Below are 14146 nucleotides of genomic sequence, written 5' to 3'. Positions count from 1 at the left end.
AGGGCAAGGCGCGTCGTCGAAGACAGTACGAGCGTACGGCGAGACGATGCAACGCAGCCATGGAGGTTTTGCCAGGCGCTCTAAGCCGTGTTCCTGCCCATTTGCGTATCTGTCGGGCCCGGACCCGTCATCATCGAAAGTCATGGAATACAGTCCTCCGCCGCTTTTCAAACAGGGCGCCCCGGCGCGGGTAAAGGTGACCGTGTTCGCGCTGGTGTCGATCGTGCTGCTGGTGGTCGACGCGCGCATGCACCTGCTCGGCGCCGTGCGCCAGGTGGCCGCCACCGTGCTCTACCCGCTGCAGATGGCGGCGCTGATGCCGCGCGACGCCGTCTACAGCATGGGCGACTACTTTTCCTCGCTCTCTAGCCTGCAGAAGGAAGTCGCCGAGCTGAAGAACCAGCAGGTGGCCCAGGCCCAGGCGATGCAGCAGGCCCAGCTCCAGATGGCGGAGAACGCCCACCTGCGCCGCCTGCTCGATGCGCGCGACCACCTGCCGGTGAAGTCGATGATGGGCGAGATCCTGTACGACGCGCGCGATCCCTCGACCCGCCGCATCGTGCTCGACCGCGGTTCGCGCAACGGCGTGCAGCTCGGCCTGCCGGTGATCGACAACCTCGGGGTGGTCGGCCAGGTCACCCGCGTCTTCCCCTTCACCTCGGAAGTGACGCTCCTGACCGACAAGGACCAGGCCATTCCGGTGCAGGTGCTGCGCTCGGGCCTGCGCAGCGTGGCCTATGGCCGCGGGCGCTCGGGCCTGCTCGACCTGCGCTTCGTCGCGCCGAACGCCGACATCCAGGTCGGCGACATCCTGATCACGTCCGGCCTGGACGGCATGTACCCGGCCGGCCTGGCCGTGGCCAAGGTGGTGCAGGTCGAGAGCGTCGCCGCCGGCGCCTTCGGGCGCGTGGTGTGCCAGCCGCTGGCCGGCATCGACCGCAACCGCCAGCTCCTGATCGTCATGTCGCAGGCCGCGCGCGAACCGCGTCCGGCCGACGTGCCAGCTGCGCCGGCCCAGGGCGGCCGCCGCAACCTGCCGAAGATGGCGCCGGTGCCGCCGCCGCCGCTGCCGGCCACGCCGTTGCCGGCGCAGGTGCCGCCGGCCGCCAACCAGGGTGGGACCGCGGGCGTGGGTACGCCTGCCGGCGCCACTGCACCTGCGGCCACGGCACCGGCGGGCACCGCCCCGGCCGGCCAGCGTCCCGCGAACCCGCCCGCCACGCAAGGCGCACCGCGCCCCGGCACAGCGGCAACCCAGCCGGCCCGCCCGGCCACTCGGAAGGAGGGCGCGTAAATGCCCGGACATCGCCCCCATTACATCCTGCTGCCGGTCAGCCCGCTGTTCATCGCCTTCAGCCTGACCTGCGCCTTCATGCTCAACCTGCTGCCCTGGGGCCGCTGGATCGGCGCGCCGGACTTCGTCGCGCTGGTGCTGGTGTTCTGGGGCATCCACCAGCCGCGCAAGGTCGGCATCGGCGTCGCTTTCTGCATGGGCCTGTTGATGGACGTGCACGACGCCACCCTGCTGGGCGAGAACGCGCTGGCCTACACGCTGCTGTCCTATGTCGCGATCATGATCCACCGCCGCGTGCTGTGGTTCCCGGTGCTGACCCAGGCCATGCACGTGTTCCCGCTGCTGCTGCTGGCCCAGGCGATCCAGGTGCTGGTGCACCTGTTCGCCACCGGCCGCTTCGCCGGCTGGCTGCATTTCGTCGAGAGCGCGGTCGCCGTCGCCCTGTGGCCGGCGATCACCTGGCTGCTGCTGGCGCCGCAGCGCCGCGCCGTCGACCGGGACCATACCCGCCCGATCTGAGCGTTCGAACGACCGACGCAGTAAATGACCGACGCCGTAGATGACTGACGCAGTAAATGACCGAGATTAAAGATAGCGACCGCGAGATCCACCAGTTCCGCCTGCGCATGACCGCGCTCGCGGTGCTGGTGTTCGTCTGCTTCGGCATCCTGGTGGCCCGTTTCGTCTGGCTGCAGGTGGTCCAGCACGAGAAATACCATGCGCAGGCCGAGGACAACCGCATCGCGCTGGTGCCGATCGTGCCGAACCGCGGCCTGATCGTCGACCGCAACGGCGTCGTCCTGGCGCAGAACTTCTCGGCCTACACGCTCGAGATCACGCCCTCGAAGCTGCAGGCGAGCCTGGACTCGGTGATCGACGAACTGGCCAAGCTGGTGACGATCGAGCCGCGCGACCGCAAGCGCTTCAAGCGCCTGATGGAAGAGTCGCGCAGCTTCGCCAGCGTGCCGTTGCGCACCCGCCTGACCGACGACGAGGTGGCCCGCTTCACGGCCCAGCGCTTCCGCTTCCCCGGCGTCGAAGTGCAGGCGCGCCTGTTTCGCCAGTACCCGCTGGGCGAGGTCGCCTCGCACGTGGTCGGCTACATCGGCCGCATCAATGCCCGCGAAGCCGCGGCCATCGAGGACAGCGACGACGCCGCCAACTACAACGGCACCGACCACATCGGCAAGGAAGGCCTGGAGAAGAAGTACGAGCGCTACCTGCACGGCACCACCGGCTACGAGGAGGTCGAGCGCTCGGCCGGCGGCCGCGCGATCCGCACGCTGTCGCGCCGCCCGCCGGTCCCGGGCAGCAACCTGATCCTGTCGATCGACATCGAGCTGCAGAAGATCGTCGAGGAAGCCTTCGGCGACCGGCGCGGCGCCTTTGTCGCGATCGATCCGGCCACCGGCGACGTGCTGGCCTACGTCTCGCGCCCCGGCTTCGACCCCAACCTGTTCGTCGACGGCATCGATACCCAGAGCTGGAACGAGCTGAACACCTCGCTCGACCGGCCGCTGATGAACCGTCCGCTGTCGGGCACCTATCCGCCCGGTTCGACCTTCAAGCCCTTCATGTCGCTGGCGGCGCTCGAGATGGGCTTCCGCCGGCCCGAGCAGGGCATCCGCGACCCCGGCTTCTACATGCTGGGCGGGCACCGCTTCAACGACGACAAGCCGGGCGGCCACGGCTACGTTGACATGTACAAGTCGATCGTCGAGTCCTGCGACACCTATTACTACCAGCTCGGCAACGAGATGGGGATCGATAACATCTCGCGCTTCATGGGCCAGTTCGGCTTCGGCTCGCCGACCGGGATCGACCTCGAGCACGAGAAATCCGGCGTGCTGCCCTCGAAGGAGTGGAAGGCCAACCGCTTCAAGCGCAACCGCGCGGCCCAGAAGTGGGTCGGCGGCGACACCATCTCGATCAGTATCGGCCAGGGCTTCAACAACTACACGATCATCCAGCTGGCGCACGCGGTGGCCAACCTGGCCAACGACGGCGTGGTGATGAAACCGCACCTGGTCAAGCTGATCGAGGACGGCGCCACGCGCGAGCGCACCCTGACCGTGCCGAAGGAAAGCCGCCGCATCCCGCTGAAGCAGGAAAACGTCGACTTCATCAAGCGCGCGATGGTGGGCGTGACCCAGGAAACCTACGGCACGGGTTACCGCGTGTTCGCCAATGCCGGCTATATCTCGGCGGGCAAGACCGGCACCGCCCAGGTGATCGGCCTGAAAGGCCAGAAGTACAATGCCCACGCGATCGACGAGCGCCACCGCGACAACGCCTTGTATACGGCGTTCGCGCCGGCCGACAAGCCGCGCATCGCGATCGCCCTGATCGTCGAGAACGTCGGCTTCGGCGCCGCGCACGCCGCGCCGATCGCGCGCAAGGCGCTCGACTATTACCTGCTCGGCAAGCGCCCGCCGCCGCCGAAGCCGGAAGCCGGCGCCGCCCCGGCCGCGAAGAAAACCGCCGCCACCGTTCCGGCCGGCGCCCGGCCGTCCGGGAACGGGGCCGTCGCTTCCCAGGTCATCGCCGCCGCGCCGCCCGCCACCACCAAGGAGTAAGCAGATGGCCTATTATCCGGAGCGGCGCTCGCTCAGCCGCCGCCTGAAGCCGTATTTCACCGTATTCGACTGGCCGCTGGCGATGGTGCTGTTCATGCTGCTCACGACCAGCATGATCACCATGTCCTCGGCCGGCCACGAGTTCCCGGGCCGGGTGGAGGCGCAGATGCGCAACTTCATCCTGGCCTTCGGCATCATGTGGATGGCCGCCCTGGTGCCGCCGCAGACGCTGATGCGCCTCGCGGTGCCGGTGTATACCTTCGGCGTGACCCTGCTCATCGCGGTGGCGATGTTCGGCATCATCAAGAAGGGTGCGCGGCGCTGGCTGCACGTGGGCGTCGACATCCAGCCTTCGGAGATCATGAAGATCGCGACACCGCTGATGATCGCCTGGTACTTCCAGCAGCGCGGCAGGGTGGGGGAATGGAAAAGCTACATTGTCGCGGCCATCCTGCTGGTCATCCCGTTCACGCTGATCGCCAAGCAGCCCGACCTCGGCACCGCCCTGCTGGTGGGCGCCTCGGGCTTCTACGTCATCTTCCTGGCCGGCCTGTCGTGGCGGGTGTTGATCGCCCTGGCCGTTGCCGGCGCGGCCTGCCTGCCGGTGGCCTGGTCGATGCTGCACGACTACCAGCGCGAACGGGTGATGACGCTGATCGATCCGACCTCCGATCCGCTGGGCAAGGGATTCCACATCATCCAGTCCGTGATCGCGATCGGCTCGGGCGGCCTGAGCGGCAAGGGTTACCACCAGGGCACCCAGGTCCAGCTCGAATTCGTGCCGGAACAGACCACCGACTTCGTGTTTTCGGTCTATTCGGAAGAATTTGGGCTTGTCGGAAACCTATTTCTTTTGGTAATTTACCTGCTGCTGATCGGCCGCGGCATGATGATTGCGGCCAACGCCCCGAATATGTTCTCCCGGTTGCTGGCCGGGGCGATCACGATGATTTTCTTTACTTATGCCTTTGTCAACATGGGCATGGTGAGCGGGATCCTTCCTGTGGTCGGAGTTCCGCTGCCTTTCATGAGCTATGGCGGAACCGCGTTCATTACGCTTGGGCTCGGCGCTGGTATATTGATGAGCATTCAAAGGCACCGCAAGCTGGTGCAGACCTGAAGGAGAAAGACGCGCATGACCGCTTCGAGAACGCTCCCAGTGGTCATCGCGTTGGCAGCGTTGATGACCGGCTGCGGGACGACAGGGGACAACAAGACCCTGATCCCGCTGCCGTGGAAACACAAAATCACCGGCAAGCATCCTCCGCTGTCGCCCAAGCTGCCGCCGGCCAACTCCGGCCGTGGCGGCTACTACAAGGACGACGGCCCCGGCACCGATATCCCGGACGGGCTTGAATTCACGCCCGACGCCGTGGTCAAGGCCGAACCCTACGCCAGGTGGGCGAACCGCCCGTACTCGGTCTTCGGCCAGACCTATACCCCGATCCTGCACGAGGAACCCTTCGTGCAGCGTGGCGTGGCCAGCTGGTACGGCGTGAAATTCCACGGCCAGAAGACCTCCTCGGGCGAACCCTACGACATGTACAAGATGACGGCGGCGCATCCGACGCTGCCGATCCCGTCGTATGCCCGCATCACCAGCGTCGAGAGCGGCAAGTCGGTCGTGGTGCGCATCAACGACCGCGGCCCCTTCCACGCCAGCCGCATCGTCGACGTGTCCTACACCGCTGCCCTGAAGCTGGGCCTGCTGGGCAAGGGCAGCCACGAGGTCGAGCTCGAGCGCCTGTTCCCCGGCGACGAGGTGCGTCTCGCTGCCGAGCGCCGCGCCGCCACCTCGCAGGCGCAATCGGCCGAGGCGCCGCCGGAAATCGCCGCGCTGATGCTGGAAGACCGTGTCCAGACCGACAGCGCCGCCGTGGCCCAGGCGCTGCCGGCGGCCGAATCGAAAGCGGCGGGCAGGCAGTTCTATGTGCAGCTGGGTTCCTACAGCCGGGCCGAGAAGGCGCAGGAGATGAGCCGGAAACTGGCGGACGCGGGTCTCGAGGTCGGCACCATCGAAGTCGTGCCGAGCGGGTCGGTGAACCGTTTGTACGGCGGGCCGTTCGAGACGCGCGCGGCGGCGCAGGAAGCGGCCAGGGGATTGCCGTCGGGCCTGGGGATCAAGCCGATCGTGGTGCGGCGTTAAATCGTTCGCGGCCGCGTGGTTTCACGGTGGCCTTGGTGGTTTTCATCCGTACGACCGCGTGGGTTCAAGAACCCACCCTACCACTCCGGGTTCGTAGGGTGGGTTCTTGAACCCACGCGGTATGGTGCTCATGCACACCGCCAGCGCCGCGCGCCAACGCTAAATCATTTGCAAACGTGCAGCACCGCCGCCGGAAACCCCCGCCCGGCCTCGACGATCCGCGTGCGCGTCGGCGCATCGATGTCGCGGAAGCGGTAGGCGAAGCGGTTGGTCTGCGGCCCCCGCGGCAGGATGCGCACGCCCTGCACGCCCCGTTTCGCCAGCTCCGCCGCCAGCGTGCGCGCCCCGGCCTCGGTCTTGAATACGCCCAGCGACACCGCCCAGCGCAGCGGCGAATCGCCCTGCATGATGAAGAAATTGGTCACGCCGCGTTCGCGCAGGTCGGCTACGCGGCGGTCGGCCCCTTCCTTGCCGCCTTGCGGGGGCAGGTAGACCAGGTGGCTGGTCACTTCCTGGAAGGGGATGGCCAGGCGGGCCTGGCGCGCGCCGAGATCGAGGCGGGCCAGGCGCGTCTCGTAGCGCCGCGCGTCGCCCGCGGCGAAGGCCTCGGTTTCGAGGCAGGCAAAAGCGGGCGCCGCCGGGGGAGCGGCCGGCGCCGGCGGTTCGGCCGCGGCCGGGACGACGGCTTCGGCTTCGGGTTCGGGTTCCGCGTCCTTGGCGGCGGCCAGCGCCTGCGCCTGTTCGCCGGTCAGCAGCGTTAGCTTGTCGGGCGCCACCTGGTTGCGCAGCCGCGCGGGCTCGTGCACTTCGGCGTCGACGTTGCCCAGCAGGCCGCGGCCGTAGGCGAACAGCAGCGCGTTTGCCGCCAGCAAAGCCCAGAATACGAATTTCAGCACGCCTCAGTCTCCTTTCGCCGCATCCGCCAGCGCCACCGCGTGCAGACCGACCAGCACGATATTATCGACCAGCTTGTGCGCGACCTTGAGCGCGGGCGCGATATACGGCGCCGCGCCGCCCGACAGGACGCAGAGCGCGCCGCCATGGCCGCCGACCGCGCGCTCGATGGCGCCGGCCTGGGCCGACAGGCAGCCGGACACGATCGCGTCGTTGGTGTTGTCCGCGAACAGGGGCGGCGGGGCGGCGCCCGGCGTGGCTTGCGGCAGCTGGGCCGTGTTGCGCGCCAGTGCGCCCGCCATCAAGGCCAGGCCGGGCAGGATCATGCCGCCCGCGAAGCGGCCGCCGGCGGTGACCGCGTCGACCGTGGTCGCGGTGCCGCAGGTGGCGACGACCAGGTCGCGGCCAGGGGCCAGCGCACGCGCGCCGATCGCCGCGGCGAAGCGGTCGCACCCCAGGCGTTGCGGCTCGCGGTAGCCGTTGACCAGGCCGGCGCGCTCGGCGCTCGATGCGAACCACTCGACCGCGATCGGGCCGAGCAGGGCGGCCAGGCGCCCCCGCAGTCCGTCACCCGCGACGTTCGAGACGATGGCGCGCGTCACGCCCGCGCCCTGCCATCCGGCGCCCAGCGCATCGAGTCCCTCGTGCAGCGCGGCGCCGGTGGCGACCCACGTGCCCGGCTGCGCATCCGGGTGAGCGAGCGCCCACTTGACCCGCGTATTGCCGGCGTCGACCAGGAGCAGCATCTCAGGCGCCCTTCACGCGCAGCGAGACGTCGCCCGCCATGATCGCGATGCGGCCATCAAGGGTGTCGAGCAGCAGGCGGCCGGCATCGTCGACACCGGCGGCGGCGCCTTCGTGCAGCACCGCGCCGCGGTCGAGGATGGTGACGGTCTCGCCCTGCCAGGCATGGCGCAGGTTCCAGCGCGCGGCGAAGGCACTGAAGCCGGCGCGCTCGAATTCGCGCAGCGCGCCAGCCAGGCCGTCGAGCAGGGCGGCCAGCAGCTCGTTGCGGTCCATGCGCGCCAGCCAGGGCAGGGAAGCGATGCTGCGGCCGAGCAGCGCTTCGGCTTCGTCCGGCATCAGGAGGTTCAGGCCGATGCCGAGCACCGCCCACACGCCGCCATCCTTCGCGGACTGGGTCTCGATCAGGATGCCGGCCAGCTTGTCGCCGTCGCGCAGCACGTCGTTCGGCCATTTCAATCCGACCTGCACGCCGAGGCGGCCGAGGGTCTCGGCCAGCGCCACGCCGACCGCCAGCGGCAGCCCGGCCAGCCGGTTGACGCCGCCTTCGAAACGCCAGGCCAGCGAGAAGGTGAGCGAGCCTTCGCTCGAGGACAGCCAGCTGCGGCCGGCGCGGCCACGGCCGGCGGTCTGGTTGCGGGCCACCAGCAGCAGCGGTGCTTCCAGCGAGGAAGCGCGCGCCAGCAGGTCGGCGTTGGTCGAGCCGGTCTCCTCGACCACCTCGACGGCCACGTTCGCGCTCGAACGGGCGGCAATCTCGACGGCGTTCATGCGGCCTCCTTGCGGTGTTTTTGCGGGGCGCGCGAGAAGACCAGGTCGAACAGGGGATTCGGCAGGGCGCGCAGCAGCCTGGCGGCGACGCCCATCTGCCAGGGCAGCACGCGGTAGCTGTCGCCGCGCGCGATCGCATCGGCGGCGCTTGCCGCGAAACGCCCGGCCGGCATCAGGAAAGGCATGGGAAAACGGTTATTGCGTGTCATGGGTGTATCGATGTAGCCGGGCGCGATGGTCACGACCCGGACGGCGGTGGATTTCAGTTCGAGGCGCAGCGATTCGGCATAGCTGTGCACGGCGGCCTTCGAGGCGCAGTAGGCGCCCGCGCCGCGCATGCCGCGAATGCCCGCCACGCTGCCGATGGCGACCAGGCGGCAGGGCGTGCCCTGCGCCTTCATCGGCGCGACAAAAGGGGCGAAGGTGGCGACCATGGCGTTCACGTTGGTCGCGAACACGGATTCGAACACCGGCAGGTCTTCAGGCCGCTCGGTGAGCGTGCCGTGGGAGATGCCGGCGCTGGCGATCACGATGTCGGCGCCGCCGCAGGCGCGCAGGAAGTCCTGCGCGGCCCGGGCCAGCGCCGCGTGGTCGCAGACGTCGACGGCGTAGCAGTGGTGGCGGCCGGGATCGGGAAGCGCGGCGCGCAGCGCGGCAAGGGCGTCGGCGCGCCGGCCCAGCAGGCCGAGGGTGGCGCCGCGTGCGGCATATTCGCGCGCCAGGGCCGCGCCGATGCCGCTCGAGGCGCCGGTGATGAAGACGCGGTCCGGGCGGGCCGCCAAGGTCATTTCTTGTCCGCTTGGGCTTTCGCGACCAGTGCGTCCATCACCTGCAGCGCCACCTGCTGCTGCTCGGTCTCGGTGCGGGCGGTCGAGCCGCCCTGGTTCGCCATCGAAGGCGAGGTGACGAAGCGGCCGTCGATCGCCACGAACGGCCAGTGGTCGACCTTGTAGGCGTCCATCATGGCGGCTGCGTGGCGCAGCTTGCCCTGCACGCCGAAGGAGCGGTAGGCGTCGACGAAGCGCGCGCGGTCGATGCCGGACCTGGCCGCCCACTCGATCACTTCCTCGTCGTCCTGGAGACGCAGGCCCTGCCGGTGGATCGCGGCGAACGCCTTCTCGTGGTACTGGCCGAGCAGGCCGAGCGCCTCGAGCGTGTAGAACAGGCGTTGTTGCGGCACGATGCGCGGGCCGGCGCCCACGTGCACGCGCTTGAAGACGATGTTGTCGCCCTGCTTCCTGACCCACTCCTGGAGCAGCGGTTCGAAGGCGTTGCAGTGCGGGCAGTAGTAAGCGAAGAACTCGACGACTTCGACCTGCTTGCCGGCCGGGGTTTCCTGCTTCTGCGGCAGGACCTGGTACTGCACGCCTTCCTTGGGCGCGAGCGGCGCGGCGGCGGCAATACCGGCAATTCCCATCACAATGGCGCTGCACAGCAGGCGGCGAAGCATTTGCATCGAATTCTCCTTGCAGGATTATTTCTGGTTGCGGACGATGGCCACGTCGATGCCACTGTCGAGCAGCTTGGCGCGGGCCTTGTTGACGGCTTCGACCTGGTTGAACGGGCCCAGGCGCACGCGGTGCAGCACGCCGCTGTCGCTGGTGCGGTCGCTGATCGCGGCCTCGAAGCCGAGCAGGGCCAGCTTGGCGCGGGTGTTCTCGGCGTCGGACATCTCACGGAAGGCGCCGGCCTGCAGGTAGTAGACGTACTTGTCGTCGCCGCCGGCGCTGTCCGCCGCAGCCGTGGGAGCACCGGCCGGGGCTGCCGCCGGCGCGCGCGCGGCCGGGCTGGCGGCCGGTTTCGGATCGGCGGCCGCACTCATGCCGGCGATCGCTTCGCCCAGCGGGTCGGCCTCGGTATCGGCGGGGCGCGCCGCCGCGGCAGGCGCCGGCGCCGGTGCGGCCGCCCGGGCGGCTTCGCGCTCGGCCAGCTGCTTGTTCGCTTCGCGCGCGGCGTCGCGGTTGCCGTACATCGGCTTGTTCGGATCGTTCGCCTGGCTCGGATCGAGGTCGGCCGGACGGCCCATCTTGTTCGAGCGGTCGGTGAAGGGCGAATTGCCCTTGGTGATCATCAGCGCGACCGCCACCGCGATACCCAGCCCGATGATCAGGCCGATGATGATGCCGGTCAGGGTGCTGCCGCGCTGGCGCAGGAGGGAAGGAGGTCGGATGGTGGCGGTCATGTTGCGTGCTTACTCTTGTGGTTCGGTGGTGTTGCGTTCCATCTTGGCCGGGGCCGAGACGCCGATCAGGGCCAGGCCGTTGCGCAGCACCTGGCGGGTGGCGGCCATCAGGGCCAGGCGGGCCATCTTGACGGCTTCGTCGTCGACCAGCACGCGCTCGGCGTTGTAGTAGCTGTGCAGCTCGCCGGCCAGCTCGCGCAGGTAGAAGGCGACCTGGTGCGGGCCGAGCTCGGCCTTCGCGCGCTCCAGCATTTCCGGGTAGGCCGACAGCGTGCTCAGCAGGGTCGCTTCGCGCGGCGCGGTCAGCGGCGCCAGGTCGACCTTCGACAGCGTGCTCTCGTCGCCGCCCCACTGGGCCAGCACCGAGCAGATGCGCGCGTGGGCGTACTGCACGTAATAGACCGGGTTCTCGTCCGAGGTCTTCAGGGCGACGTCGACGTCGAACACGAATTCGGTGTCGGCCTTGCGCGAGATGAGGAAGAAGCGCACGGCGTCGCGGCCGCGCGTGATGTCGCCGTTGCCCGACCATTCGATCAGGTCGCGCACGGTGACGTAGGAGCCGGCGCGCTTCGAGATCTTGACCTCTTCGCCGTTCTTCATCACGGTGACCATCTTGTGCAGCACGTAGTCCGGGTAGCCCTGCGGGATGCCGATGTTCACCGCCTGCAGGCCGGCGCGCACGCGCGCGATGGTGCCGTGGTGGTCGCTGCCCTGGATGTTGATGGCCTGGTCGAAGCCGCGGCGGAATTTCTGGATGTGGTAGGCCACGTCCGGCACGAAATAGGTATAGGTGCCGTCGGACTTGCGCATCACGCGGTCCTTGTCGTCGCCGTAGTCGGTGGTCTTCAGCCACAGGGCGCCGTCCTGCTCGTAGGTGACGCCGGCGTCGACCAGGGCCTGGACGGCCGCTTCGACCTTGCCGTCGCCGTACAGCGAGGACTCGAGGTAGTAGTTGTCGAACTTGACGCCGAAGGCCTGCAGGTCGCGGTCCTGCTCGTTGCGCAGGTAGGTGACCGCGAAGCGGCGGATCGATTCGATGTCGTTCACGTCACCGCTGGCGGTGGCCGGCTCGCCGTCGCTGGCCGAAACCGTTTTCTTCGCCAGGAAGTCGTCGGCGATGTCCTGGATGTAGTCGCCGTTGTAGGCCGACTCGGGCCACTCGGCGTCGCCCGGCTTGAAGCCGCGCGCGCGCGCCTGGACCGAGTTGGCCAGGGTGGCGATCTGCACGCCGGCGTCGTTGTAGTAGAACTCGCGGGTCACCTCGTGGCCCTGCGATTCGAACAGCGCCGACAGGGCGTCGCCCAGCGCGGCCTGGCGGCCGTGGCCGACGTGCAGCGGGCCGGTCGGGTTGGCCGAGACGAATTCGATGATCGCATGGTGGCCGGCGCCCGAGCTGCCGCGCCCGAAGGCGGCGCCGGCTTCCAGGATGCTGCGCACCACCGACTGCTTGGCGCTGGCGGCCACGCGCAGGTTGATGAAGCCGGGACCGGCGACGTCGGCCGATTCGACCAGGCCGGCGGCCTTCGGTTCGGCCAGCAGGGCGGCGACCAGGCGCGTGGCCAGTTCGCGCGGATTGGTCTTCAAGGGCTTGGCCAGCTGCATGGCGATGTTGCAGGCGATGTCGCCGTGGCTGGGATCGCGCGGGCGTTCCAGGACGATGTTAGGGGTCAAATCGGTGCCGGCGACGATCGGCGCAAGGGCGGCCTGGAACAGGGCAACGATTTCTTGTTTTTGTTGGGCGAGCATAAATGATACGCAGTGAATGGTCCGAGAATTCGAATGGAGCGGTGGCGCGGCCACGGCAAACAGGGATTCATTATACTGGTTTGCCGCAACAGCGAATACGCCCGCGGCCGGCGCAGGTACCGAGCAAGGTGCTGAGTATTTAAGCGCGGCCAAAGGCTGAACCGGTACAATGTCGCCTTTTCGTATCGACCCGTCACCATGACCGACAAGCGCCCCACGCTCACCATCAAACCCAAGTCCGGCAGCGCCGCCAAGCCGGCGCCGAAGAAGGTGGGCAACCCCGCGGCCCAGTTCGCAAAGCCCGCCGGCAAGCCGCCGGCCCAGGCCGCGCAGGGCCGCGAAACGGGGCAGGGCAGGCCGGCGCCGCGTCCTGAAGCACGCGCGAGCGCCCCGGCCGAGGCAAGACGCCCGGCCGCGCCGTCGCGCCCGGCCCCGCAGGCGCGCCCGAGCTACGAGGTCAAGCCGCACTTCCAGTCCGACTATCGCCCTGACCTCCCAAGCGATTCGCTGGCGCTGGCCCTGCTGGGCGCGGCCAACGCGATCGCCCAGGTCGGCGCCGGCACCGCGCTGCCGCAGGCACTGGCCCACGTGTTCCAGGCCTGGGGCGCCACGCCGCAGACGCGCGGCGCGATCCAGGACCTGTCCTACCGCAGCATGCGCCAGATGGGCCGCAGCGAAACCCTGCTGGGCCTGATGACGACCAAGGCGCCGGACGCGCCGCAGCTGGCCGGCCTGCTGTGCTGCGCGCTGGCCCTGCTCGATCCGCCGGAAGGGCAGGCGGCGCCCTACGAGGCCTTCACGGTGGTCGACCAGGCGGTGACGGCGGCGGCCAGCCACCCGGATTTCGCCCATGCCAAGGCGATGGTGAACGCGGTGCTGCGCCGCTTCCTGCGCGAACGGGACAAGCTGGTCGAGGCCGCACTGGCCGAGCCGCTGGCCGAATGGAATTACCCGCAATGGTGGATCGACGCGACCAAAGCGGCTTACCCGCGCGACTGGCAGGCGATCCTCGCGGCCGGCAACACCCATCCGCCGCTGACCCTGCGCGTGAATACCCGCAAGACCTCGGTCGAGGCGTACGTGCGCCTGCTGGACGAGGCCGGGCTGCAGGCCGACCAGGTCGGCCCCCAGGCCCTGCGCCTGCGGCAGGCCGTGAACGTGGCCCAGATCCCGGGCTTCCACGACGGCCTGGCCTCGGTCCAGGACGCCGGCGCCCAGCTGGCCGCGCCGCTGCTCGACCTGGCCGACGGCATGCGCGTGCTCGACGCCTGCGCCGCGCCGGGCGGCAAGAGCGGCCACATCCTGGAACTGGCGGACGTCGCGCTGACCTCGGTCGACGCCGACCCGCAGCGCCTGGCGCGCGTGGGCGACAACCTCGGCCGGCTGGGGCTGCAGGCCACGCTGATCGCGGCCGAAGCGCAGACGAAAGAGTGGTGGGATGGCCGTCAATACGACCGCATCCTGGCCGACGTGCCTTGCACCGCCTCGGGCATCGTGCGGCGCCATCCGGACATCCGCTGGCTGCGCCGCAAGACCGACACGCGCCAACTTACAACACTTTCCGCGCAGATACTCGACAATCTTTGGCAGATGCTGCGGCCCGATGGTAAATTGCTGTTTGTGACATGTTCGCTCTGGCCCCAGGAATCGGAGGCGCAGGCGGCCGCGTTTGCGGCGCGCCACATTGATGCCACCCGCCTCGAAGCGCCGGGCCAGCTGCCTCCATCGAGCGGCGCCGGGCTGGATCATGACGGTCTGTTCTATGCCCTTTTCCACAAGAAGGGGGCGTGAGA

13 protein-coding genes are annotated in these 14146 nt (G+C 69.0%); 6 read left to right on the top strand and 7 right to left on the bottom strand.

Annotated elements, in window-relative coordinates; all coding sequences use genetic code 11:
* The first annotated feature begins 142 nt into the window (after positions 1 to 142).
* Genes mreC through RT688_RS08475 form a run of 5 tightly spaced genes read left to right on the top strand, consistent with a single transcriptional unit; the run spans position 143 to position 6016 of the window.
* Positions 143 to 1294: a rod shape-determining protein MreC gene (gene mreC / locus RT688_RS08495; protein WP_313704413.1), complete on the top strand. Its 1152-nt coding sequence runs from the start codon at positions 143 to 145 to the stop codon at positions 1292 to 1294.
* Positions 1295 to 1813, top strand: coding sequence for a rod shape-determining protein MreD (gene mreD, locus RT688_RS08490; RefSeq protein WP_313704412.1), 519 nt, complete (start codon positions 1295 to 1297; stop codon positions 1811 to 1813).
* Positions 1814 to 1869: 56 nt separating this feature from the next.
* On the top strand, positions 1870 to 3870 hold the full coding sequence (mrdA, locus tag RT688_RS08485) for a penicillin-binding protein 2 (RefSeq protein ID WP_313704411.1): 2001 nt from the start codon (positions 1870 to 1872) through the stop codon (positions 3868 to 3870).
* A 4-nt stretch (positions 3871 to 3874) separates the two neighbouring features.
* Complete coding sequence (rodA, locus tag RT688_RS08480) at positions 3875 to 4990, top strand: rod shape-determining protein RodA (protein WP_313704410.1); 1116 nt, start codon at positions 3875 to 3877, stop codon at positions 4988 to 4990.
* A gap of 15 nt (positions 4991 to 5005) precedes the next feature.
* Positions 5006 to 6016 carry a septal ring lytic transglycosylase RlpA family protein gene (locus RT688_RS08475; RefSeq protein ID WP_313704409.1) on the top strand — a complete coding sequence of 337 codons (1011 nt, stop codon included), beginning with the start codon at positions 5006 to 5008 and terminating at the stop codon, positions 6014 to 6016.
* Positions 6017 to 6180: 164 nt separating this feature from the next.
* Here RT688_RS08475 and RT688_RS08470 read toward each other — a convergent pair whose 3' ends face one another.
* Genes RT688_RS08470 through argS form a run of 7 tightly spaced genes read right to left on the bottom strand, consistent with a single transcriptional unit; the run spans position 6181 to position 12353 of the window.
* Positions 6181 to 6912 (bottom strand): SPOR domain-containing protein, encoded by a 732-nt coding sequence (locus RT688_RS08470; protein ID WP_313704408.1) that lies wholly within the window; start codon positions 6910 to 6912, stop codon positions 6181 to 6183.
* Positions 6913 to 6915: 3 nt separating this feature from the next.
* Positions 6916 to 7656 carry a type III pantothenate kinase gene (locus tag RT688_RS08465; protein WP_313704407.1) on the bottom strand — a complete coding sequence of 247 codons (741 nt, stop codon included), beginning with the start codon at positions 7654 to 7656 and terminating at the stop codon, positions 6916 to 6918.
* A 1-nt stretch (position 7657) separates the two neighbouring features.
* Positions 7658 to 8425: a biotin--[acetyl-CoA-carboxylase] ligase gene (locus RT688_RS08460; protein ID WP_313704405.1), complete on the bottom strand. Its 768-nt coding sequence runs from the start codon at positions 8423 to 8425 to the stop codon at positions 7658 to 7660.
* Positions 8422 to 9213 carry an SDR family oxidoreductase gene (locus tag RT688_RS08455; RefSeq protein WP_313704404.1) on the bottom strand — a complete coding sequence of 264 codons (792 nt, stop codon included), beginning with the start codon at positions 9211 to 9213 and terminating at the stop codon, positions 8422 to 8424. The genes RT688_RS08460 and RT688_RS08455 overlap by 4 nt, the downstream gene beginning before the upstream one ends.
* Positions 9210 to 9881 carry a thiol:disulfide interchange protein DsbA/DsbL gene (locus tag RT688_RS08450; protein WP_313704403.1) on the bottom strand — a complete coding sequence of 224 codons (672 nt, stop codon included), beginning with the start codon at positions 9879 to 9881 and terminating at the stop codon, positions 9210 to 9212. The genes RT688_RS08455 and RT688_RS08450 overlap by 4 nt, the downstream gene beginning before the upstream one ends.
* 18 nt (positions 9882 to 9899) lie before the next feature.
* Positions 9900 to 10607, bottom strand: coding sequence for an SPOR domain-containing protein (locus RT688_RS08445; RefSeq protein WP_313704402.1), 708 nt, complete (start codon positions 10605 to 10607; stop codon positions 9900 to 9902).
* 9 nt (positions 10608 to 10616) lie between these two features.
* A complete protein-coding gene (argS, locus tag RT688_RS08440; protein ID WP_313704401.1) occupies positions 10617 to 12353 on the bottom strand; it encodes an arginine--tRNA ligase in 1737 nt (578 codons plus the stop codon).
* A gap of 198 nt (positions 12354 to 12551) precedes the next feature.
* On the opposite strand from argS, the gene rsmB reads away from it, so the two are divergent.
* Positions 12552 to 14144, top strand: coding sequence for a 16S rRNA (cytosine(967)-C(5))-methyltransferase RsmB (rsmB, locus tag RT688_RS08435; RefSeq protein WP_313704400.1), 1593 nt, complete (start codon positions 12552 to 12554; stop codon positions 14142 to 14144).
* The last annotated feature ends 2 nt before the right edge of the window (positions 14145 to 14146 follow it).

The sequence above is a fragment of the Massilia sp. genome (genome assembly GCF_032106685.1).
Lineage (GTDB): Bacteria > Pseudomonadota > Gammaproteobacteria > Burkholderiales > Burkholderiaceae_D > Telluria.
Note: the sequence above shows the minus strand (reverse complement) of the source record. Positions and strands in the feature narration are given on the sequence as shown.

Coding starts and splice junctions, on each gene's coding strand:
- RT688_RS08450 (WP_313704403.1), bottom strand. CDS start 9,881: ATGCAAATGCTTCGCCGCCTGCTGTGCAGCGCCATTGTGATGGGAATT.
- RT688_RS08455 (WP_313704404.1), bottom strand. CDS start 9,213: ATGACCTTGGCGGCCCGCCCGGACCGCGTCTTCATCACCGGCGCCTCG.
- rsmB (WP_313704400.1), top strand. CDS start 12,552: ATGACCGACAAGCGCCCCACGCTCACCATCAAACCCAAGTCCGGCAGC.
- mreD (WP_313704412.1), top strand. CDS start 1,295: ATGCCCGGACATCGCCCCCATTACATCCTGCTGCCGGTCAGCCCGCTG.
- RT688_RS08460 (WP_313704405.1), bottom strand. CDS start 8,425: ATGAACGCCGTCGAGATTGCCGCCCGTTCGAGCGCGAACGTGGCCGTC.
- RT688_RS08475 (WP_313704409.1), top strand. CDS start 5,006: ATGACCGCTTCGAGAACGCTCCCAGTGGTCATCGCGTTGGCAGCGTTG.
- RT688_RS08465 (WP_313704407.1), bottom strand. CDS start 7,656: ATGCTGCTCCTGGTCGACGCCGGCAATACGCGGGTCAAGTGGGCGCTC.
- RT688_RS08445 (WP_313704402.1), bottom strand. CDS start 10,607: ATGACCGCCACCATCCGACCTCCTTCCCTCCTGCGCCAGCGCGGCAGC.
- rodA (WP_313704410.1), top strand. CDS start 3,875: ATGGCCTATTATCCGGAGCGGCGCTCGCTCAGCCGCCGCCTGAAGCCG.
- mrdA (WP_313704411.1), top strand. CDS start 1,870: ATGACCGAGATTAAAGATAGCGACCGCGAGATCCACCAGTTCCGCCTG.
- argS (WP_313704401.1), bottom strand. CDS start 12,353: ATGCTCGCCCAACAAAAACAAGAAATCGTTGCCCTGTTCCAGGCCGCC.
- mreC (WP_313704413.1), top strand. CDS start 143: ATGGAATACAGTCCTCCGCCGCTTTTCAAACAGGGCGCCCCGGCGCGG.